This is a genomic window from Pseudomonas sp. FW300-N2F2, assembly GCF_017351655.1.
In the GTDB taxonomy this organism is placed as follows: Bacteria; Pseudomonadota; Gammaproteobacteria; order Pseudomonadales; family Pseudomonadaceae; genus Aquipseudomonas; species Aquipseudomonas fluorescens_AA.
Window position 1 is genome coordinate 1,683,231 of sequence record NZ_JACNDQ010000001.1, and the last position, 19,695, is coordinate 1,702,925.

Sequence of the window (19,695 nt, forward strand, 5' to 3'; positions counted from 1 at the left end):
CCATGGATTCGAAAGGGTGCTGCGACGATGTGCTCAGAATTGATAGCCGACCCCGGCGTAATAGCCCCACCCATCGGAGCGGGCGCGGAAGTTGCCCTCGCCAAAGTTGAGTTCACTGCCATCCTGCCAGTTGCCGCCGTTGTGGAAGTAGCGGCCCACCAGAGTGAAGCGTACGTGGGTGAACGCGTACAGCAAGACATTGGTGGCGACCGTGGCGTTGGCGGTGCGGGCCGGGTTGTCCTTGTGCAGGTCCGAACCGAAGTCGAAGTTGGTGAAGCCAATGTACGTCAGCGAGGCACCATTGCTGAACTGGCTGATCGGCACGATGTACTTGAGTTGAGCGCGGTAGCCGTCCCAGGAATATTCATTGCTGGCGCCATAGTTTTCCCATTGATAACGGCCATAGAGGTTGGCCGACAAGTTGACCCTCGAGTGCGTGTCAATGTCGGTGCCCAGGCCGCTGTACAAGGTGTTCGCGCGATTGGCGCTGTTGCTGCCGTGATCGTAGATCCAGTCGAACGCCACATACCATTCCTTGAACGGCCCGATGGCCAGGCTGCGGCCGGCCAGGTAGTCGATGGAAACCCGCGGTTCGTGTTCCATGAACACGGGTGAGCCGTGGTCCCACGCACCTTTGTCGTGGCTGTTGCCAATGTTGAAAATCTTCGGGATGTCGACGTAGCCATAGAGCTCGAAGGGCCCCTTGCGTCCGAAGTATTCATATTCCAGATAGATATCGTCGACCGGTTGCGGGCCGAAGCTGATGTCCTTGCTGCCGATGAGCGTCAGGTCCTGGTTGTACCAGTCCGACAGGTAGGCGCCTTTTTTCGATGGGGTGGCTTCTGGACTGAGGGCTTCGCCTTGGGCGGACACCTCGGTGGGTTGGGCGTGGGTCGTGGCGCTGAGTAGTCCGGTAACGGCGGTCAGTAGCAGGGTGGTTGCCCATACGCCGGGCGTGGCGCGACACCGGGAAGTGAAGTGCATGGAAAGTCCTTGTTCGTGCGGGCCGAAGCCCGGGTTCCGTGATTGAAAAAAACCGTCGATCCGCTGGCGGTGATCGAATGCGCAAACGTTTGCACATCCCATACCAATTTTATGCAGTGGCTTGAAAAGCTTGGGTTTAAGGTGGTTTTCCTGTCCTTTTGGTCAGGCCTGGTGCGCCGAATGCTTCACGCTCGCCTGAAGCAGCACCAAAGTGTTGCACGGGCGAATGCTCGGCACGGCACTGAGTCGGCGGCGTTGCTGTTAGAATCGATCCCCTTGATTGACCGGAGATATGCCCATGAGCGAGCCGATTCGCCTGACCCAGTACAGCCACGGCGCCGGTTGCGGCTGCAAGATTTCGCCCCAAGTGCTGGAAGTGATCCTGGCCGGCAGCGGTGCGCAGAACCTCGATCCCAAGCTGTGGGTCGGCAATGCTTCTCGCGACGACGCCGCGGTGTATGCCATCGACGAAGAGCGTGGGGTGGTCTCGACCACCGATTTTTTCATGCCGATTGTCGATGATCCCTTCGATTTTGGTCGCATCGCCGCCACCAATGCCATCAGCGACATCTACGCCATGGGCGGTGATCCACTGATGGCCATCGCGATTCTTGGCTGGCCGGTCAACGTATTGGCCCCGGAAATTGCCCGGGAAGTGATTCGCGGCGGTCGTTCCGTGTGTGACGAGGCCGGTATTCCCCTGGCGGGCGGGCATTCGATCGACGCGCCCGAGCCGATCTTCGGCCTGGCGGTCACGGGCCTGGTGCAAAAGCGTCATATGAAACGCAACGACACGGCCACCGCCGGTTGCCGCCTGTACCTGACCAAGCCCCTGGGCATCGGCATCCTCACCACGGCGGAAAAGAAAGGCAAGCTGCGCGCCGCCGATGTTGGCCTGGCCCGTGACTGGATGTGCACCCTCAATAAACCCGGCAGCCGCTTCGGCAAGCTCGATGGCGTGACGGCGATGACTGACGTCACCGGTTTCGGCCTGCTCGGGCACCTGGTGGAAATGGCCGACGGCAGCCAGTTGACCGCGCGCATCCGCTATGACGCGGTGCCGCGTCTGCCGGGCGTCGAATACTACCTCGACTTGGGCTGTGTGCCGGGCGGTACGCTGCGCAACTACGACAGCTACGCCAGCAAGGTCGGTCGAGTCCAGGAACTGCACAAGCGAGTGCTGTGCGACCCGCAGACCAGCGGCGGCCTGTTGATTGCCGTCACCCCCGAAGGCGAGGACGAGTTCCTGCGGGTGGCCACTGAACTCGGCCTGGCGCTGGAGCCCATCGGCGAGTTGGTCGAGCGACAGCGTTACGCGGTCGAGGTGTCTTGATGAGCCATGACATCACCGATTACCGCGACATCTTCCTCCGTGACCGACCGATGATGGACACGCGCGCCCCAGTCGAATTCATCAAGGGCGCTTTCCCCGGCGTGGTCAATTTGCCGTTGATGACCGACAACGAACGGCAACGTGTCGGGACCTGCTACAAACAACAGGGGCAACAGGCCGCCATTGTCCTGGGGCATCAATTGGTGTCCGGTGAGACCAAGGCCCAGCGCATCCAGGCTTGGGCGGCGTTCGCCAAGGCCCATCCCGACGGTCTGCTGTATTGCTTTCGCGGCGGCTTGCGTTCGCAGATCGTCCAGCAATGGCTCAAGGACGAAGCGGGCATCGACTACCCTCGGGTCGGCGGTGGCTACAAGGCCATGCGCACGTTCTTGCTGGACACCGTCGAACAGGCGGTCGCCGAGTGCGACCTGGTGCTGCTGGGCGGCATGACCGGTACCGGCAAGACCGAAGCGCTGGGCCAACTGGGCAACAGCCTGGACCTGGAAGGGTATGCCAACCATCGCGGTTCGAGCTTCGGCAAACGCGCCACCGGCCAGCCTTCCAACATCGATTTTGAAAATCGCCTGGCGGTGGATGTGCTGAAAAAACGCGCCGCCGGCATCGAACAGTTTGTGCTGGAAGATGAGAGCCGCGCGGTCGGCAGCTGCGCCTTGCCACTGTCCTTGTACCAGCGCATGCAGCAGGTTCCGATGGTCTGGCTGGAAGACAGCCTGGAGCGCCGGGTCGAACGGATCCTGCAGGATTACGTCATCGACCTGTGTGCGGAATTTGTCGCGGTACATGGCGACGAAGGTTTTTCGCTGTTTTCAGAGCGATTGCTGGCAAGCCTGGACAACATCCACAAGCGCTTGGGTGGCGACCGTCACCGGCGCTTGAAGGACATCCTGGAAATAGCCCTGGCCGAGCAGGCCCACAGCGGCGCGGTCGATGCGCATCGCGGTTGGATCGAGGGTTTGCTGCGTGAGTATTACGACCCGATGTACGTGTTCCAGCGGGAAAAGAAGGGCTTGCGGATCGAGTTCTCGGGAGAGCAGGCGGCGGTGCTGGAGTATTTGCGCGAGCGGGCGGCCTCGGTACGGTGACCTGTGGGAGCGAGCTTGCTCGCGATGGCGGCGACACAGGCACCCTTGAGGCAAGCTGACTCACCGCCATCGCGAGCAAGCTCGCTCCCACACTGATGATCAGGTCGGACAGGTTTGCTGGCCATTGTCCAAACCTTGCTTGTAGCTCTGGCTGGTGAGGCTGGCCTTGCCGTTGTGCCAGGTCAGGGTCAGCACATACAGCGAATCGAAGTCCCCGGATGCCCAGTCTTCGGTAATGGTCTGCTCCTTGCCCACCGCCTCACCGGCGACCTTGTTGATCAGCTCCGGCAGGTAGCCATGGGACCAGGCAGTATAGATGGTGGAGTTGTGGTACTTGTCGTGCAGCAACTCGTCAGCCAGGTCGCTGGTGTCGTTGGCTGAAAAATTGATGTTTACCGGCAGCCCGAGCTTGATGGCGCTGGGGCTGATGGTCATCAGCGGGCGAATATAGCTGTAGGAGTTGTCCAGCTCACCCTCTTCGACATTGCGGGTCGGGTTAGCCGCGAACACGTAGTCGGCCTTGCCGAATTTTTCCGGCAGCAGGGTGGCCAGGTCGATGGCGCGGTTGAGGCCCTGGCAGTTGAGCTGGCCCAGGCCACCGGCGGGTTTCTCGGCGTGGCGCAGGAACACCAGGGTCTGGACGCCGTCGGCTGGCTGGGCGCGGCTGACGCTGGATTCCAGCGACAGCACCAGGCCACAGACCACAAGCAGCGTTGGCAGCATCAGCCACGAACGGTGTTTGAAGCGTCTGGCGAAATTCAGTGGGTTCATCATCGAATAATAGTCTTCAGCACGCTTGAGTCAGGCTGACAAACCCTGGCACCGCGAAGCGCTTGGCCTCGGGTGTTTTCCCTGTCGTTACGCCTCGTCGGTTCTTCGGAGGCATTGCTCAGAGTCCCTTCGAGCGCTTTGGTTCGATTCCGGTGCACTGTAGCGATCTCCGTCAGGAGATGGGACGAACGTTAACGACAGGATGTTGCTGAATTAAGAAGGGACGACGTGAATTCTGTGACGGGCAGTGGTGTCGTCCCCAACATCTTGGATTATCCTCGGGGTTTTCTTCATTTCCGAGCCGACCCCCATGCCCGACTTGACGCCATACCTCATCACCCAGAAATGGCCCGCCCAATACCCGGAGTGGATCCAGCTCTACTCCCTGCCAACCCCCAACGGCGTGAAGGTTTCGATCATGCTGGAAGAGATCGGCCTGCCGTACGAGCCCCACAAAGTGGACTTCGCCAGCAACGACCAGCTGTCGCCCGAGTTCCTGTCCCTGAACCCCAACAACAAGATCCCGGCGATTCTCGATCCCCATGGGCCAGGGGACCAGCCGTTGGCGTTGTTCGAGTCGGGGGCGATCCTGATTTATCTGGCGGACAAGAGCGGACAGTTGCTGGCCCAGGAGTCGGCGGCGCGCTACGAGACGATCCAGTGGCTGATGTTCCAGATGGGGGGGATCGGGCCCATGTTCGGGCAGTTGGGGTTCTTCAACAAGTTCGCTGGCAAGGATTACGAGGACAAGCGGCCACGCGATCGTTATGTCGAGGAAAGCAGGCGCCTGCTCAAGGTGCTCGATGGCCGTCTGCAAGGGCGGGACTGGATCATGGGCGAGCGCTACACCATTGCCGATATCGCCACGTTTCCCTGGGTGCGTAACTTGATCGGTTTTTATGAAGCCGGTGATTTGGTGGGTATCCAGAACTTCCCCAATGTGACGCGGGTATTGGAGCGCTTCCTGGCGCGACCGGCCGTGGCCCGTGGGTTGAAGATTCCGGAATGAGCAAACCGACGACCCGCCGATTCGATTACAAGCAACTGGATGTATTCAGCGACGTACCGCTCAAGGGTAATCCGCTGGCAGTGGTGCTGGGGGCCGATGGGCTCAGTGACTCGCGCATGGCCGCTTTTGCCAACTGGACCAACCTCAGCGAAACCACGTTCCTGCTGGCGCCGCAGCACCCGGAAGCCGATTACCGGGTGCGTATTTTCACCACGTCCACCGAATTGCCGTTTGCCGGGCATCCGACCCTGGGCAGTTGTCACGCCTGGCTGGAAGCCGGAGGCGTGCCCAAAGGGCAGGAGATCGTGCAGGAGTGCGGCGTCGGCCTGGTCAGGGTGCGCCGCAGCGATCATGGGTTGGCGTTCCTCGCGCCGCCCTTGCTCAAGTCCGGCCCGCTGGAGGCCGAGCTGCTGGAGCGGGTGCGCAAGGGGCTGGGGCTCGCAGCGCAGGCGATTGTCGAGGCGCAATGGGTCGATAATGGTGCCGGCTGGCTGGCGGTGATGCTCAAGGATCGCCAGCAAGTCCTGACGCTCGAGCCGGATTACCCGCAGTTGCTGGATTTGGCCGTGGGTGTGGTCGCACCCTGGGATCGGGCCGTGGATGGCGATGAGGCCCACTTCGAAGTGCGCGGCTTTATCGCCGGTGATGGCATGCCCGAGGATCCGGCCACCGGCAGCCTGAACGCCGGGCTTGCCCAATGGATGCTGGGCAAAGGGCTGGCGCCTGCGTCCTACGTGGTCAGCCAGGGGCTGACGATGGGCCGGGCCGGGCGAATTCATGTCGAGCAATTGGGAGAAGAGGTTTGGATTGGCGGTGCCGTCGTGACGTGCATCAATGGCTCGCTGACTTTGTGAGGCGATTATTACCCGGCTGGTAACACTCTGTTTTCCAGCTGGCGTTTGTGCCCTGGCTGGCCTGGGCATAAGCTTCGCTCCCTGTGATCGAGCCGCATTTTTTTGCCCAGGAGTCCCATGTCCAGCCAGTTCCCCGAAGCACGTCCACGCCGCCTGCGTCGCAATGCAAGCCTGCGCAGCCTGTTCCAGGAAACCGAGTTCACCCTGAATGATCTGGTGCTGCCGATTTTCGTCGAAGAAGAAATCGATGATTTTGTACCGATCAAGAGCATGCCCGGCGTGGTGCGCATCCCTGAGTCGAAGCTGGCCGGTGAGATCGAGCGCTATGCCCGTGCTGGCATCAAGTCGGTGATGACCTTTGGTGTATCCCATCACCTGGACAACGATGGCAGCGACACCTGGAGTGAGTGGGGCCTGGTGTCACGCATGGCTCGGATCTGCAAGGACGCGGTGCCGGAAATGATCGTGATGTCCGACACCTGCTTCTGTGAATACACCGACCATGGTCACTGCGGCGTGCTCCACGGCGATGAAGTGGACAACGACCGGACCTTGATCAACCTGGGCAAGCAGGCCGTGGCGGCGGCCCGCGCCGGTGCCGATGTGATCGCGCCGTCGGCGGCCATGGACGGTCAGGTCCAGGCGATTCGCAAGGCTTTGGATGAAGCCGGTTTCAGCCAGACGGCGATCATGGCCTATTCCACCAAATTCGCCTCGGCGCTGTATGGGCCGTTCCGCGAAGCCGGCGGCAGCGCACTGAAAGGTGACCGCAAGAGCTACCAGATGAACCCGATGAACCGCCGCGAAGCCTTGCGTGAATCCCTGCTCGATGAGCAAGAGGGTGCCGATGCGCTGATGGTCAAGCCGGCCGGTGCCTACCTCGACATCATCCGCGATATTCGCCAGGCTTCGAACCTGCCGTTGTCGGCTTACCAGGTCAGTGGCGAATACGCGATGATCAAATTCGCCGCCCAGGCCGGCGCCATCGACGAAGCCCGTGTGGTCCGCGAGAGCCTTGGCGCAATCAAGCGGGCGGGGGCAGACCTGATCTTCACCTACTTCGCCATGGACCTGGCGCTGAGCGGGATCTGATCCCGCGCTCCTTCTACTTGCATCAGTGGTGACTGTACCGCCGTCATCGCGAGCAAGCTCGCTCCCACAGGAGAATGACGGCGTCCCCGGATCTTCCGTCCAACCCAAAACCCATGTGGGAGCGAGCTTGCTCGCGATAGCGGTGGGTCAGCTTGCATCGAGGGGGACTGTGCGGTCGTCATCGCGAGCAGGCTCGCTCCCACAGGAGAATGGCGGCGTCCCCCGGATCTTGCGTCCAACCCAAAACCCATGTGGGAGCGAGCTTGCTCGCGATAGCGGTGGGTCAGCTTGCATCGAGGGTGCCTGTGTCGCCGTCATCGCGAGCAAGCTCACTCCCACAGGAGAATGGCGGTGTCCCCGGATCTTCCGTCCAACCCAAAACCCATGTGGGAGCGAGCCTGCTCGAGATAGCGGTGGGTCAGCTTGCATCGAGGGTGCCTGTGCCGCCGTCATCGCGAGCAAGCTCGCTCCCACAGGAGAATGGCGGTGTCCCCGGATCTTCCGTCCAACCCAAAACCCATGTGGGAGCGAGCTTGCTCGCGATAGCGGTGGGTCAGCTTGCATCGAGGGTGCCTGTGCCGCCGCCTTCGCGAGCAAGCTCGCTCCCACAGGAGAATGGCGGCGTCCCCGGATCTTCCGTCCAACCCAAAACCCATGTGGGAGCGAGCTTGCTCGCGATAGCGGTGGGTCAGCTTGCATCGAGGGTGCCTGTGCCGCCGCCTTCGCGTGCAAGCTCGCTCCCACATTGGGCATAGCCCGCATCCACTTTTGATCGTATGGTTGCTCCGGAATAACGAACGCGATGGAGCACCATGCAATTCAACCAATTGATGATCAGCCTCGCGGCGTTGCTGGCCCTGGCCGGTTGCGGCAGCCGTCAGTTGCAGGAGCCCGAGCGCCAGCCTGCTGAGGTCAAGAAGCAGATCGTGCAGTTGTTGCCGGCCAAGACGGTGGATCGTGAAGGCTGGGCGACAGACATCTACGTGGCCTTTGCGGCCCAACAGATTCCGTCCACGACGCAGAATATCTGTGCGGTCCTGGCGGTGACCGAACAGGAGTCGACGTTCCAGGCCGATCCGCCGGTGCCGGGGCTGGGCAAGATCGCTCGTCAGGAGATCAACCGCCGCGCGGCGAAGGTGCACATTCCGGAGCTGTTGGTCAGCGGCGCGCTCCAGGTGCGTTCGCCCAATGGCAAAAGCTACAGCGATCGGCTCGACGCGGCCCGTAGCGAGAAAGAGCTGAGCGGGATTTTCGATGATTTCATCGGCATGGTGCCACTGGGCAAGACCCTGTTCGGCGGTTTCAATCCGGTGCACACGGGTGGGCCGATGCAGGTCAGTATCGCGTTTGCCCAGGCCCATGCGCGGGATTATCCCTACACGATGGATGGCTCGATTCGTCGCGAAGTGTTCAGTCGCCGTGGCGGGATGTATTTCGGTATCGCGCATTTGCTGGGCTATCCGGTGAACTATACCGAGCCGTTGTATCGTTTCGCCGATTTCAATGCCGGGTGGTACGCCAGTCGCAACGCGGCTTTCCAGCATGCGGTGAGTGTGGCGTCGGGCATTTCCCTGGCGCTGGATGGCGATCTGGTTGCCCATGATTCAATCATGCCGGGCAGCACGGAGCTGGCGGTACGCACGCTGGGCAAGTCGTTGGGAATGCGCAACCCGACCATTCGCGATCAATTGGAGCAGGGCGACAGTCTGGCGTTCGAGGACAGCAAGCTCTACAAGCGTGTGTTCGAACTGGCTGAGCGGGCCGAGGGCAAGCCGTTGCCGCGGGCGGTATTGCCGGGGATCGTGCTCAAGAGCCCGAAAATCACGCGCAAGCTGACCACTGCGTGGTTTGCCAAGCGGGTGGATGAGCGTTATCAGCGCTGCATGGCGCGGGCGGCGGGGCGCTAGCCAGGCATTGAGGCATGAAAAAGCCCGGCGGATGAGGCCGGGCTTTTATTGTGATGAGTTTGGTTTGGGAGTGTTCTGCAACGGTGTGTCGGGTGAACTGCGCGGCGGCTGCTTGAAGGTTGCGGCCGCTGCGCGCCCGAGCGGGAGCAAGCTCCCTCGCCACGGGGTGTGTTGCACATGATTTGCGATATTTTCAGGCATTGCGGTCAAGCAACTCATGCGCGGTTTTCGATCAGACGATCGGAGCCGCCTTCGGCGACGCGGCGTTCCAGCAGGCGATCGGCACCGCCTTCAGCGACGCGGTTTTCGATCAGACGATCGGAGCCACCTTCGGCGACGCGGCGTTCCAGCAGGCGATCGGCACCGCCTTCAGCGACGCGGTTTTCGATCAGACGATCGGAGCCACCTTCGGCGACGCGGCGTTCCAGCAGGCGATCGGCACCGCCTTCAGCGACACGGTTCTCGATCAGGCGGTCAGAGCCACCTTCGGCGACGCGGCGTTCCAGCAGGCGATCAGCACCGCCTTCAGCGACGCGACGTTCCAGCAGGCGATCGGCACCACCTTCAGCGACGCGGCTTTCGATCAGGCGATCAGAACCGCCTTCGGCGACGATGGGTTGCGAGGAGGCGGCAAATACGTTGGCGGCCAGTACGGAGAAAGCGAGGCTGAGGATGACTTGGCGTTTCATGATGGTGTGCTCCGGGGGTGCAGTGGTTTGTGTGGGGCCATTGTTGTCCCGGGCGATCATCAAGAGAACTTCATTGGCATGATGGTGAACATCGACGGCAGTGATAGCTCGTCAGTCCCATCGATGTCGAAACTGAGCCGCAACGTGCGCGTCGTCCTCCGGGTGGAACACGGCCAGGTTTGTGGGCTCTACCGGGTAACCCACAGGCAGGAGGCAAGTTCATGTACCAGTTATTCGGTTACAGGCAATCCGGTTCTGCGGCGGTGGAAATTGCCCTGGACCTTTGTGATGTGGCATATCGGCGGGTCGACGCCTATTCGACCCAGGACAACGACGCCGCGAAAGCGCTCGAGGCACTCAACCCTCAGAAGCAGGTCCCGACCTTGCAGTTGCCGGACGGCTCGGTGCTGACCGAAGCGGCGGCGATCCTGATTCACCTCGGGCTGACCTTCCCGGCTTCGAAGCTGCTCCCTGATGACGCAACCCAGCGTGCCCAAGCCATACGGGGGCTGGTCTATATCGCAGCCAATTGCTACACGCCCATCGGCATCATCGATTTTCCGGAACGCTGGTTGGACGAGGCGGACGAAGCGACTCGGCAGCGCTTGGTAGCGGGCACCCAGCAACGGCTGTACCGCAACTGGGCGCTGTTTGCCGATCAGTTCCCGGCCCAGCCTTTCCTTGGCGGTGCCGAGCCGGGGGCGATGGATATCCTGGCGGCCGTGATCACGAAGTGGAGAAACACGCGGGAGGCAATGCTCAACGCCCGTCCGGCGTTCTACGGATTGTTGGAGCGCATCGACCACCATCCGCGCGTTGCACCGATGCTGTCGTTGCATTGGCCTTCGTAGGCGCTGCCGAGCGAAGCGAGGCTGCGATCCTTGCGCTAACGCTGGAATCTCAAGCGAAAGATCAAAAGATCAAAAGATCGCAGCCTTCGGCAGCTCCTACGGGTCAAGGACAAGCCTTGCGTACAGCCGCCTGCTCAACCAAGTCGACAAACTGCTGGACGTTCTGCTGATGCGCCGTCACCAGTTCGTCGATACTGGCCCCCGCCGGCGTTTGCAGGCTGCTGCGACAGGTGAGGGGGCGGGTATCGCCACCCAGGTTGCGCAGGCGCCATTGCACGTCCATGCGGGCATAGCGGCCGGGGATCGAGTCAAAGCGCTGCACGTCTACCCGCAGCGATGATTTCGGCGCGCCAGGGTTGCTCAGTTGTTCGTCCAGGCTGCTGTGCAGTTCATCTGCCAGGCTGGCACCCCACCATTCGGTTTCCAGGATCGCCAACCCGCTGTTGCCCTGGCGAATGACCATTTGGGTGCGATCCACCTGGGGTGGGACGCTCACCTGTTCGATCTGGATGTCCACGCCGGCGCGTGCCTGGCCTGTCGGCTGAGCCGGGCTCAGGGTGTGGTAATGAATCGGATCGCTGCGACAGGCGCCGAGCAGCAGTGCCATGGCGACCAGGGTAAATTTCAGCGTCAGTGGCATGGGACGGGCTCCTGTACTCATTCTTTCACCGGCAATGTGAGGTTCCGTGCCGGTGCGTCCTTGGGACGGCCGCGAAGCAGCGATTCGGGATGGCGGCTCAGGTAGTCCGACAGCTCGCGCAGCGAACGCGACATGCGCCCCAGGTCGTCCAGGGTCTGGGTCAGTTGTTCGCGCTGGGGTGAGTCTTCGGCCAGGGTCGAGTTGGCCGATTGCAGGGTCTTGCTGACGTCTTGCAAGGTGTGTTGCACGCCTGGCAGGGTCTTGCTGTTGAACTGGGCCAGGCCTTTGCGCAGCTCCACCAGATTGCCATCCAGGTTGCCGGCGATACTCTCCAGTGGCAGCTTGTTGATTCGCTCGACCATCGTCTGCAGTTGTTCCTGCAATTGCTGGAGGCTGCCCGGGAGGGTCGGGATACGCACGGGGCGGGCGCTGGGGTCGAAGGCCACTTTTTCGGCCTTGGGGTAGAAGTCCAGCGAAATGTACAACTGCCCGGTCAGCAGGTTGCCGCTACGGGCCTGGGCACGCAGGCCGCGCTCGACGAAGCTGCCCATCAGGCGGGCACTGGCGGCTTCGTCTTCAGGATCGTGGTTGAGCGACTTGAGCAGTTTTTCATGGGCCTTGCCCAGGCGCTGAGGGTAGATCACCACGCCGACGTTGACCGGAAAGCTGCGTTGCTTCTCATCGAAATCGAGGTTGATGGCCACCACCCTGCCGACTTCCACGCCGAGGAACTCTACCGGCGCCCCGACGCGCAACCCGCGCAGGGCCTGGTCGAAACGCAAGGCCAGGTATTGGCCCTTGCCATCGGGCGGGGCGAGGGCGCTCTGCTGGTCGGCAAACAGTTCGAAGGTCTTGTCTTCGCTGGCGGCGGTGTCGTTGGGGCTGTACTCCGGTGCCCGGAACGCGATGCCGCCCAGCAGCAAGGCCGAGAGCGATTCGGTCTTGACGGCGAAACCATTGGCGCCGACGTTCACGTCCACGCCGCTGACGTTCCAGAACCGGGTGTTTTCGGTGACATACACATCGTTGGGCGCGTTGACGAACACGTCGATGTTGACGCCTTTGCCGTCGGCGTCCAAGGCGTAGGACACCACCTGGCCCACCGGGATCTTGCGCAGGTACACCGGCGAGCCGATGTCCAGCGAGCCGAGGTCCTGGGCGTGCAGGGTAAAGCGCTTGCCCGGTTCGCCATAAGTGATCGGCGGTGGGTTCTCCAGCCCCGTGAAGGATTTGGCGCGCACTTTCGACTGGCCGGCGTCGGCACCGATGAAATCACCGGACAGCAGCGTGTCGATCCCCGAGATCCCACCGGCACCGATGCGCGGCCGTACGACCCAGAACACCGAGTCTTCGTGGGTGAAGGTGTCGGCGGTCTTGGCGAGCTTGACCGTGGCGGTGACGTTCTTCTGGTCGTTGCTCAGTTGCACGTCGGTGACCTGGCCGATGACCACGTTGCGGTATTTCACCTGGGTCTTGTTGGCGGTCAGGCCCTGGCCGGTCTTGAAGGTGATGGTGATGGTCGGGCCTTCCTGCAGCCAGTTGTGGACCACCAGGGAAACACCCACCAGCACCGCGATGATCGGCACGATCCACACCAGCGACACCGTCCAGCGGCGGGTGGTGACGTGGGCCCGGCCGGGGGCGGGTTGTTGCCCGTCAGTGGCTTGCGACTTCATCCATGACCTCCTCGGATGGTTGAGTGTCCCAGATCAGGCGGGGGTCGAAACTCATGGCCGAGAGCATGGTGAACAGCACCACCAGGCCGAAGAACAGGATACCCGGTCGTGGCTCGATATCGCTCAGTGCCTGGAACTTGACCAGGGCGGCCACCAGGGCCACCACCAGCACATCGAGCATCGACCAATAGCCGATGACTTCCACCAGCCGGTACAGCTTCGCCCGCTGGACCTGGGCCCAGGTACTGCGTCGTTGTACGGTCACCAGCAACAGGGTCAGTACCACGAACTTGATGCCGGGCACCGCGATGCTGGCGATGAAGATAATCAGCGCAATGTCCCAGGCGCCGCTTTGCCAGAACTCGATGACACCGCTGATGATGGTGCTGTCGGCACCTTCGCCGAGCATCTGGGTGTTCATGACCGGTAGCAGGTTGGCCGGGATGTAGAACACCAGCGCCGCGAGCATGTAGGCCCAGGTGCGGGTGATGGCGTCGGGTTTGCGGCGGTGCAGGGCGGCGTCGCAACGCGGGCAGGTCTGGGGGCCGTCGGCCATGTCGCAGGCCAGGCCACAACTGTGGCACAGGCACAGGTCCAGGTCGCGGGCCTCTGGCGGGGTGTCCTGCGGCTGGCCGTTCATGGGGTGTCCCACAGGTCGCGGACATCGCGCCCGGCAATACGGATCATCAGCAGGCTCAAGGCCGCCAGGGCGAACAGGCCGATACCCGGGAGCACGTCCAGCAGGCCGGCGAGCTTGATTACCGCCACCAGCGCGCCCAGCAGGCACACCTCCAGCATGCTCCAGGGCCGCAGGGTTTCCAGGCTGCGCATGCACAGGCTGAACCCTGGCGCCCGCCGCTGGACGTAGGCATGGCCCAGTACCCAGAGCAGCAGCGCCAGTTGGAAGGCCGGTGCAACGATGATCGCCACCGCTGTCACCAGGGCGATGAAGGTGATGGGGCCCTGGCTCAGCGCCACGATGGAATCCCACAACGTCGCGCTGTTGCTCAGGCCCTGGAGACGGATGCTCATCACCGGGTAGAGGTTGGCGAAAGCCCACAGCACCGCGGCCGTCACGCTCAAGGCCAGGCGCTGTTCGATGGTCAGGCCGTTGTAGCGCTGGATCACCGCGTGGCAGCGCACGCACGCGGCCTTTTGATGCGGGGCGAGCACAACCGGCTCGTACACCGCATCGCAATGTTCACAAATGATCAGTCGGTCGGTGGCGGCCATCGGGATGCTCGCAGGAACAACCCCTTCAATATAGAAGTGTGTTGGGAATGAGCAACCCGATGGAAAGGATCATTCGCCGCGAATGTATTGCTCCAGTTGTCGGATCAGGTCGGCCTGTTCGGCGATGGCTTCCTTGACCAGGTCGCCAATGGACAGCAGTCCGACGAGCTTGCCGTCTTCTACCACCGGCAAATGTCGCAAGTGCTTGTCGGTCATGATGCTCAGGCACGTCTCGACATTCTGGTGCGGGTCGATGGTGATCACGGGGGATACCATGATGTCGCTCACTTTCGTGCCCACGGATGAGCGACCGTGCAGGACCATTTTGCGTGCATAGTCGCGCTCGCTGATGATCCCCAGCACTTTTTCGTCCTTCACCACCAGCAACGCGCCGACGTTCTTCTCGGCCATGCGCATCAGGGCCTGCAATACCATGTCGTCCGGTGAGATGGTGTGCACTTGCTGGTTCTTATCATCTTTTAGCCGGAGCAACTGCGCGACGGTTTTCATGGGGAGCCTCAGGTGTTGTTTTTGCGGGTGATTAAAGAATCGTAGACCCAGCGGCGCAGAGCAAGCGGTAAAGCGGCGGCCAGTCGTCCAAAAGCGTCATTGCCCGGGAAATTACCACCCATCCCGTGGTCGGGCGCTGTTGTGGCGAGGGGATAAATCCCCTCGCCACAGGTAGAATCGTCGCCTACGCAAAATTCGAGGTTTCAGCGGTGGATTTACAGCAGGGCTTCGTCCTGACCCGGCATTGGCGCGACACCCCGGCCGGCACCGAAGTCGAGTTCTGGCTGGCGACCGACGCCGGTCCCCGGCGCGTGCGCCTGCCGGTGCAGACGTCGGTGGCCTTTGTGCCGCAGATCCAGCGCGGCCAGCTCGAAGCCTTGCTGCAAGGGGAAAAGGAGGTAGAGCTACGCCCCCTGGACCTGCTGGATTTCGAGCATCGCCCGGTGCTGGGCCTGTATTGCCAGCAACACGCCCAACTGATGCGCCTGGACAGCACTTTGCGCCGCGCCGGTGTGGAGGTGTTCGAAGCAGACATCCGGCCGCCGGAGCGCTACCTGATGGAGCGCTTCATCACCGCCCCGGTGTGGTTCGGCGGTACGCCGGCTGTCGATGGCCTGCTGGTGGATGCCCAGATGAAACCGGCGCCCGACTACCGTCCATCGTTGCGCCTGGTGTCCCTGGACATCGAAACCACCGCCCAGGGCGATTTGTATTCCATTGCCCTGGAAGGCTGCGGCGAGCGCCAGGTCTATATGCTCGGGCCGCCTAATGGCGACAATAGCGGCGTGGATTTCCAGCTGGAATACTGCGAATCGCGCACTCTGCTGCTGAAGAAACTCAACGACTGGTTCGCCCGTTTCGACCCCGACGCCATCATTGGCTGGAACCTGGTGCAATTCGACCTGCGGGTGCTGCATGAGCATGCCCGGCGGCTGGCGGTGCCGTTGCGCCTGGGCCGCGCTGGCGAAGAAATGCAGTGGCGCGAGCACGGCGCGCGCAACAACCACTTTTTCGCCTCAGCGGCCGGTCGACTGATCATCGACGGGATCGAGTCCCTGCGCTCGGCGACCTGGAGCTTCCCGTCGTTCAGCCTGGAAAACGTCGCCCAGACGCTGCTGGGGGAGGGCAAGTCCATCGACAACCCGTACCAGCGCATGGACGAGATCAATCGCATGTTCGCCGAGGACAAGCCGGCCCTGGCCCGCTACAACCTCAAAGACTGCGAGCTGGTGACGCGGATCTTCGCCAAGACCGAGTTGCTCAAGTTCCTGCTGGAACGGGCCAGCGTCACCGGCCTGCCAGCGGACCGCAGCGGCGGTTCGGTGGCAGCCTTCACGCACCTGTACATGCCGCTGATGCACCGCCAGGGTTTTGTTGCCCCCAATCTCGGCCAGCGTCCGCCCGAGGCCAGCCCGGGTGGTTTTGTCATGGATTCCCAGCCGGGGCTCTACGAGTCGGTGCTGGTGCTGGACTACAAGAGCCTGTATCCGTCGATCATCCGCACCTTCCTGATCGACCCGGTGGGCTTGATCGAAGGGCTGCGTCACCCGGATGACCGTGAATCGGTGCCGGGCTTTCGCGGGGGGCGCTTCTCCCGAAGCCGACATTGCCTGCCGGCCATCGTCGCGCGGGTCTCCGAAGGCCGGGAGACCGCCAAGCGCGAACACAATGCGCCGCTGTCCCAAGCGTTGAAAATCATCATGAACGCCTTTTATGGCGTGCTCGGCTCCAGTGGTTGTCGCTTCTTCGATCCGCGCCTGGCCTCGTCCATCACCCTGCGTGGCCACCAGATCATGCAGCGCACCCGCCAGTTGATCGAAGCCCAGGGCCATGTGGTGATCTACGGCGATACCGACTCCACGTTCGTCTGGTTGCGTCGGGCCCATGGTCAGGAGGAAGCGGCCAGGATCGGTCGCGAGTTGGTGGCACACGTCAACCAATGGTGGCGTGAGCAGGTGCGTGTCGAATTCGGGTTGGAAAGCGCGCTGGAACTGCAGTTCGAAACGCACTTCAAGCGCTTCCTGATGCCGACCATCCGGGGCGCCGAGGAGGGCAGCAAGAAACGCTACGCCGGGCTGGTGACCCGCGCCGACGGCAGCGATGAAATCGTCTACAAAGGCCTGGAAACCGTGCGTACCGACTGGTCGCCGCTGGCCCGGCAGTTCCAGCAGGAATTGTACGGGCGGATCTTCCACCGCCAGCCCTACCAGGATTATGTGCGTGATTATGTGCAGCAGACCCTGGCCGGTGCGTTCGATGATCGGCTGGTCTACCGCAAGCGCCTGCGGCGGCCGCTGGAAGATTACGAGCGCAACGTCCCACCCCACGTGCGGGCCGCGCGGTTGGCCGATGAGTTCAACCAGCGCCAGGGCCGTCCGCGGCAATACCAGAATGGCGGCTGGATCAGCTACGTCATCACCGTCGCCGGCCCCGAGCCGCTGGAAATTCGCAGTGCGCCAATCGATTACGACCACTACGTGACCAAACAACTGCAGCCGGTGGCGGATGCGATCCTGCCGTTTGTGGATGATGATTTTTCGACATTGGTGGGGGGGCAGATGGGGTTGTTCTGACGGGAGGAGACCCTGTTATTGGCAGGACGCCTTTGTGGCGAGGGAGCTTGCTCCCGCTGGGCTGCGCAGCGGCCCCTTTTGCGATCGCTTCGCGATCGAGCGCCCTCGCCACAACAAGCGTTTTGCGCGAGGACTACACCATCGCCAAGCGCTGCTTGCCCTGGGGCTGGGGAAATATCAGGTCCAGGGCGGCCAGGTCCTGAGGCTCGAGCCTGAGGTTGGCCGCTTCGGCATTCAGGCGCACATGTTCAGGTTTCACAGCCTTGGGTATGGCAATCACATTGTCCTGGCGCAGCAACCAGGCCAGTGCGATCTGCGCGGGTGTTGCCCGATGGCGTTCGGCGATTTGTCCCAGGGTGTGATCCTTGAGCAGGTGCCCGCCCTGGCCGACCGGGCAGTAAGCCATGATCGGCATGCGCCGTTGCTGGCACCAGGGCAGCAGGTCGAATTCGATGCCGCGTTCCTGCAGGTTGTACAGCACTTGATTGGTGGCGCAGGCCGGCGAGGCCAGCTCCTCGAGGTCATCGACGTCAAGGTTCGACACACCCCAACGACCGATCTTGCCTTCTTCGCGCAGACGTTCGAACGCTTCGACGGTTTCTGCCAAGGGGTACTGCCCGCGCCAGTGCAACAGATACAGGTCGATGTAATCGGTGTCGAGCCGGCGCAAGCTGCGTTCGCAGGCCAGGGGAATGCCTTTGCGACTGGCGTTGTGGGGATAGACCTTGCTCACTAGGAACACCTGGTCGCGCAGGCCGGTGATCGCTTCGCCAACGACGGTCTCGGCACCGCCTTCGGCATACATCTCCGCCGTGTCGATCAGGGTCATGCCCAGTTCGATCCCCAATCGCAGGGCCGCTACTTCTTTCTTGTGATGGGACGGTTCTTCACCCATGCGCCAGGTGCCCTGGCCGATTACCGGTACGGACACACCCGCCAATTCCAGCGTCCTCATGCCTATCTCCTGTTTTTTGCTTTGACGTGTGGCAGCAGGATAGACCAAGTGTTCCCGCATGGATCGTTCCCATGCTCTGCGCGAGCCCGCAGCATCCGAACTCAACACCAACCCGTGGGAGCGAGCTTGCTCGCGAAGGCGTCGGCCCATCCAGCATCATCACACGCAGACACACCGCTATCGCGAGCAAGCTCGCTCCCACAAGAGCATGGGAACGATTCGGCGGGGGCGTTACTTCGCAGAGAACTTCAACACCATGGTCTGGGTGTAGGTCTGGCCCGGATCAAGCCGCGTCGAAGGGAAGTTCGGCTGGTTTGGCGAGTCGGGGTAGTGCTGGGTTTCCAGAGTGAACGCGCCCCAATGCGGATAGACCTTGCCTTGCTTGCCCTTGACGGTGCCATCGAGGAAGTTGCTGGTGTAGAACTGCACGCCAGGTTCGGTGGTGTACAGCTGCAGGCGTCGTCCGGACTCCGTGTCATACACCTCGGCGGCCAGTTTTTTCACATCGCCCTTGGCGTCCAGTGCCCAGTTGAAGTCGAAGCCGCCCTGTTTCGGTTCGGCGAACTTGAGTTGTGGGTGATCAGCCTTGATATGGGTGCCGATGGCGGTGGGTTGGGTGAAATCCATCGGTGTGCCGGCCACCGGGGCCAGTTCGCCGGTGGGAATGAGTTTGCCGGTGACCGGCGTGTAGTGGGCCGCGTGCAGGGTTGCGACCTGCTCGAGTATGTCGCCGTTGCCTGCGCCGGCCAGGTTGAAATAGCTGTGGTTGGTCAGGTTCAGCACCGTGGGCTTGTCGGTGGTGGCCTGGTACTCGATGCGCAACTCGTTCTGTTCATTGAGGCTGTAGGTGACGTCGGTTTTCAGTGCACCGGGAAAGCCCATCTCGCCGTCGGGTGACAGGTAGGTCAGGGTGACGCCCACCGAGTCCTTGGCATTGTGGGGCTGGGCCTTCCAGACACGTTTGTCGAACCCTTGCGGCCCGCCGTGCAAGGAGTTGCCATGGTCGTTCTGCGGCACTTGGTAACGCTTGCCGTCCAGCTCGAAAGCCCCGTCGGCCAGGCGATTGCCGAAGCGGCCGATGGTCGCGCCGAAATACACGCTGCCATTCTTCTGGTAACCCTGCACATCGTCGAAACCGAGCACGATGTCGGCGACCTTGCCGTTTTTGTCCGGCACGCTCAATGACTGGAGGATACCGCCATAGGTGATGACCGTGGCTTCCACGCCATGACTGTTGCGCAGTACGAATTTTTCCACCGCTGTGCCGTCGTCGGTCTTGCCGAACGCGCCGCGTTCATTGGTCAGGCCGGCAGCCTGGGAAGCCGAGGTGGCGATCATCAGAGACACTCCGAGGGCCGTGAGCAGTTGTCTGGATTCAAGCATGGTATGACCTTCCTTCCTGTTGTTTTGTTGTTGTTTTAACGCGGGTCGAGTCCGTTACTGGTCGGACAGCGATGAAGGCTTTTGTGTCTAGTAGTCTTTCTATTTGATGGGTGAGAAGGGATTTATAGCCAT

Annotated in this window: 18 protein-coding genes; 8 read left to right on the forward strand and 10 right to left on the reverse strand. The window is 62.0% G+C overall.

The window, feature by feature from the left end:
• Positions 1-33 precede the first annotated feature (33 nt).
• Positions 34-984: a nucleoside-specific channel-forming protein Tsx gene (locus J4E63_RS07670; protein ID WP_207281537.1), complete on the reverse strand. Its 951-nt coding sequence runs from the start codon at positions 982-984 to the stop codon at positions 34-36.
• A gap of 298 nt (positions 985-1,282) precedes the next feature.
• Here J4E63_RS07670 and selD point away from each other — a divergent pair, with 298 nt between their 5' ends.
• The gene (gene selD, locus J4E63_RS07675) at positions 1,283-2,317 is read left to right on the forward strand and encodes a selenide, water dikinase SelD (protein WP_072405298.1); all 1,035 of its coding nucleotides are present in this window, start codon (positions 1,283-1,285) and stop codon (positions 2,315-2,317) included.
• Complete coding sequence (gene mnmH / locus J4E63_RS07680) at positions 2,317-3,420, forward strand: tRNA 2-selenouridine(34) synthase MnmH (protein WP_207281538.1); 1,104 nt, start codon at positions 2,317-2,319, stop codon at positions 3,418-3,420. The genes selD and mnmH overlap by 1 nt, the downstream gene beginning before the upstream one ends.
• Positions 3,421-3,519: 99 nt before the next feature.
• Here mnmH and J4E63_RS07685 read toward each other — a convergent pair whose 3' ends face one another.
• Positions 3,520-4,194: a hypothetical protein gene (locus tag J4E63_RS07685; protein ID WP_060738261.1), complete on the reverse strand. Its 675-nt coding sequence runs from the start codon at positions 4,192-4,194 to the stop codon at positions 3,520-3,522.
• A gap of 307 nt (positions 4,195-4,501) precedes the next feature.
• Between J4E63_RS07685 and J4E63_RS07690 the strand changes: the two genes are divergently transcribed.
• The 4 genes from J4E63_RS07690 to J4E63_RS07705 all read left to right on the forward strand — a co-directional run bounded on the left by J4E63_RS07690 (position 4,502) and on the right by J4E63_RS07705 (position 9,053).
• A complete protein-coding gene (locus J4E63_RS07690; protein WP_092174953.1) occupies positions 4,502-5,200 on the forward strand; it encodes a glutathione S-transferase family protein in 699 nt (232 codons plus the stop codon).
• Positions 5,197-6,054, forward strand: coding sequence for a PhzF family phenazine biosynthesis protein (locus J4E63_RS07695; RefSeq protein ID WP_207281539.1), 858 nt, complete (start codon positions 5,197-5,199; stop codon positions 6,052-6,054). Before J4E63_RS07690 ends, J4E63_RS07695 begins: the two co-directional genes overlap by 4 nt.
• 117 nt (positions 6,055-6,171) lie before the next feature.
• A complete protein-coding gene (hemB, locus tag J4E63_RS07700; RefSeq protein ID WP_207281540.1) occupies positions 6,172-7,146 on the forward strand; it encodes a porphobilinogen synthase in 975 nt (324 codons plus the stop codon).
• Between the two features lie 812 nt (positions 7,147-7,958).
• The gene (locus tag J4E63_RS07705) at positions 7,959-9,053 is read left to right on the forward strand and encodes a DUF1615 domain-containing protein (protein WP_207281541.1); all 1,095 of its coding nucleotides are present in this window, start codon (positions 7,959-7,961) and stop codon (positions 9,051-9,053) included.
• Positions 9,054-9,268: 215 nt separating this feature from the next.
• On the opposite strand, the gene J4E63_RS07710 is transcribed toward J4E63_RS07705, so the two are convergent.
• Positions 9,269-9,742, reverse strand: a complete 474-nt coding sequence (locus J4E63_RS07710; RefSeq protein WP_207281542.1) for a phage infection protein — start codon at positions 9,740-9,742, stop codon at positions 9,269-9,271.
• 221 nt (positions 9,743-9,963) lie between these two features.
• Here J4E63_RS07710 and J4E63_RS07715 point away from each other — a divergent pair, with 221 nt between their 5' ends.
• The gene (locus tag J4E63_RS07715) at positions 9,964-10,593 is read left to right on the forward strand and encodes a glutathione S-transferase family protein (RefSeq protein WP_207281543.1); all 630 of its coding nucleotides are present in this window, start codon (positions 9,964-9,966) and stop codon (positions 10,591-10,593) included.
• Between the two features lie 103 nt (positions 10,594-10,696).
• On the opposite strand, the gene J4E63_RS07720 is transcribed toward J4E63_RS07715, so the two are convergent.
• The 5 genes from J4E63_RS07720 to J4E63_RS07740 all read right to left on the reverse strand — a co-directional run bounded on the left by J4E63_RS07720 (position 10,697) and on the right by J4E63_RS07740 (position 14,652).
• A complete protein-coding gene (locus J4E63_RS07720) occupies positions 10,697-11,233 on the reverse strand; it encodes a membrane integrity-associated transporter subunit PqiC (protein WP_207281544.1) in 537 nt (178 codons plus the stop codon).
• A 17-nt stretch (positions 11,234-11,250) separates the two neighbouring features.
• On the reverse strand, positions 11,251-12,909 hold the full coding sequence (locus J4E63_RS07725; protein ID WP_207281545.1) for an intermembrane transport protein PqiB: 1,659 nt from the start codon (positions 12,907-12,909) through the stop codon (positions 11,251-11,253).
• Positions 12,890-13,549: a paraquat-inducible protein A gene (locus tag J4E63_RS07730; protein WP_103309733.1), complete on the reverse strand. Its 660-nt coding sequence runs from the start codon at positions 13,547-13,549 to the stop codon at positions 12,890-12,892. The genes J4E63_RS07725 and J4E63_RS07730 overlap by 20 nt, the downstream gene beginning before the upstream one ends.
• Positions 13,546-14,142 carry a paraquat-inducible protein A gene (locus J4E63_RS07735; RefSeq protein ID WP_207281546.1) on the reverse strand — a complete coding sequence of 199 codons (597 nt, stop codon included), beginning with the start codon at positions 14,140-14,142 and terminating at the stop codon, positions 13,546-13,548. The genes J4E63_RS07730 and J4E63_RS07735 overlap by 4 nt, the downstream gene beginning before the upstream one ends.
• 69 nt (positions 14,143-14,211) lie before the next feature.
• Positions 14,212-14,652 (reverse strand): CBS domain-containing protein, encoded by a 441-nt coding sequence (locus J4E63_RS07740; protein WP_060738251.1) that lies wholly within the window; start codon positions 14,650-14,652, stop codon positions 14,212-14,214.
• Between the two features lie 209 nt (positions 14,653-14,861).
• Between J4E63_RS07740 and J4E63_RS07745 the strand changes: the two genes are divergently transcribed.
• Positions 14,862-17,225: a DNA polymerase II gene (locus J4E63_RS07745; protein ID WP_207281547.1), complete on the forward strand. Its 2,364-nt coding sequence runs from the start codon at positions 14,862-14,864 to the stop codon at positions 17,223-17,225.
• A gap of 133 nt (positions 17,226-17,358) precedes the next feature.
• On the opposite strand, the gene J4E63_RS07750 is transcribed toward J4E63_RS07745, so the two are convergent.
• Both J4E63_RS07750 and J4E63_RS07755 read right to left on the reverse strand, forming a co-directional pair.
• Positions 17,359-18,180 carry an aldo/keto reductase gene (locus J4E63_RS07750; protein WP_207281548.1) on the reverse strand — a complete coding sequence of 274 codons (822 nt, stop codon included), beginning with the start codon at positions 18,178-18,180 and terminating at the stop codon, positions 17,359-17,361.
• A 231-nt stretch (positions 18,181-18,411) separates the two neighbouring features.
• Positions 18,412-19,563, reverse strand: a complete 1,152-nt coding sequence (locus J4E63_RS07755; protein ID WP_207281549.1) for an aldose epimerase family protein — start codon at positions 19,561-19,563, stop codon at positions 18,412-18,414.
• Between the last annotated feature and the right edge of the window lie 132 nt (positions 19,564-19,695).

Excerpts from the sequence above, each read along its gene's own strand:
- J4E63_RS07720 (WP_207281544.1), bottom strand. The coding sequence starts at position 11,233 with ATGCCACTGACGCTGAAATTTACCCTGGTCGCCATGGCACTGCTGCTC.
- J4E63_RS07740 (WP_060738251.1), bottom strand. The coding sequence starts at position 14,652 with ATGAAAACCGTCGCGCAGTTGCTCCGGCTAAAAGATGATAAGAACCAG.
- J4E63_RS07705 (WP_207281541.1), top strand. The coding sequence starts at position 7,959 with ATGCAATTCAACCAATTGATGATCAGCCTCGCGGCGTTGCTGGCCCTG.
- J4E63_RS07755 (WP_207281549.1), bottom strand. The coding sequence starts at position 19,563 with ATGCTTGAATCCAGACAACTGCTCACGGCCCTCGGAGTGTCTCTGATG.
- J4E63_RS07685 (WP_060738261.1), bottom strand. The coding sequence starts at position 4,194 with ATGATGAACCCACTGAATTTCGCCAGACGCTTCAAACACCGTTCGTGG.
- mnmH (WP_207281538.1), top strand. The coding sequence starts at position 2,317 with ATGAGCCATGACATCACCGATTACCGCGACATCTTCCTCCGTGACCGA.
- J4E63_RS07735 (WP_207281546.1), bottom strand. The coding sequence starts at position 14,142 with ATGGCCGCCACCGACCGACTGATCATTTGTGAACATTGCGATGCGGTG.
- J4E63_RS07715 (WP_207281543.1), top strand. The coding sequence starts at position 9,964 with ATGTACCAGTTATTCGGTTACAGGCAATCCGGTTCTGCGGCGGTGGAA.
- J4E63_RS07670 (WP_207281537.1), bottom strand. The coding sequence starts at position 984 with ATGCACTTCACTTCCCGGTGTCGCGCCACGCCCGGCGTATGGGCAACC.
- J4E63_RS07695 (WP_207281539.1), top strand. The coding sequence starts at position 5,197 with ATGAGCAAACCGACGACCCGCCGATTCGATTACAAGCAACTGGATGTA.
- J4E63_RS07690 (WP_092174953.1), top strand. The coding sequence starts at position 4,502 with ATGCCCGACTTGACGCCATACCTCATCACCCAGAAATGGCCCGCCCAA.
- J4E63_RS07725 (WP_207281545.1), bottom strand. The coding sequence starts at position 12,909 with ATGAAGTCGCAAGCCACTGACGGGCAACAACCCGCCCCCGGCCGGGCC.
- J4E63_RS07730 (WP_103309733.1), bottom strand. The coding sequence starts at position 13,549 with ATGAACGGCCAGCCGCAGGACACCCCGCCAGAGGCCCGCGACCTGGAC.
- J4E63_RS07710 (WP_207281542.1), bottom strand. The coding sequence starts at position 9,742 with ATGAAACGCCAAGTCATCCTCAGCCTCGCTTTCTCCGTACTGGCCGCC.
- J4E63_RS07750 (WP_207281548.1), bottom strand. The coding sequence starts at position 18,180 with ATGAGGACGCTGGAATTGGCGGGTGTGTCCGTACCGGTAATCGGCCAG.
- selD (WP_072405298.1), top strand. The coding sequence starts at position 1,283 with ATGAGCGAGCCGATTCGCCTGACCCAGTACAGCCACGGCGCCGGTTGC.
- hemB (WP_207281540.1), top strand. The coding sequence starts at position 6,172 with ATGTCCAGCCAGTTCCCCGAAGCACGTCCACGCCGCCTGCGTCGCAAT.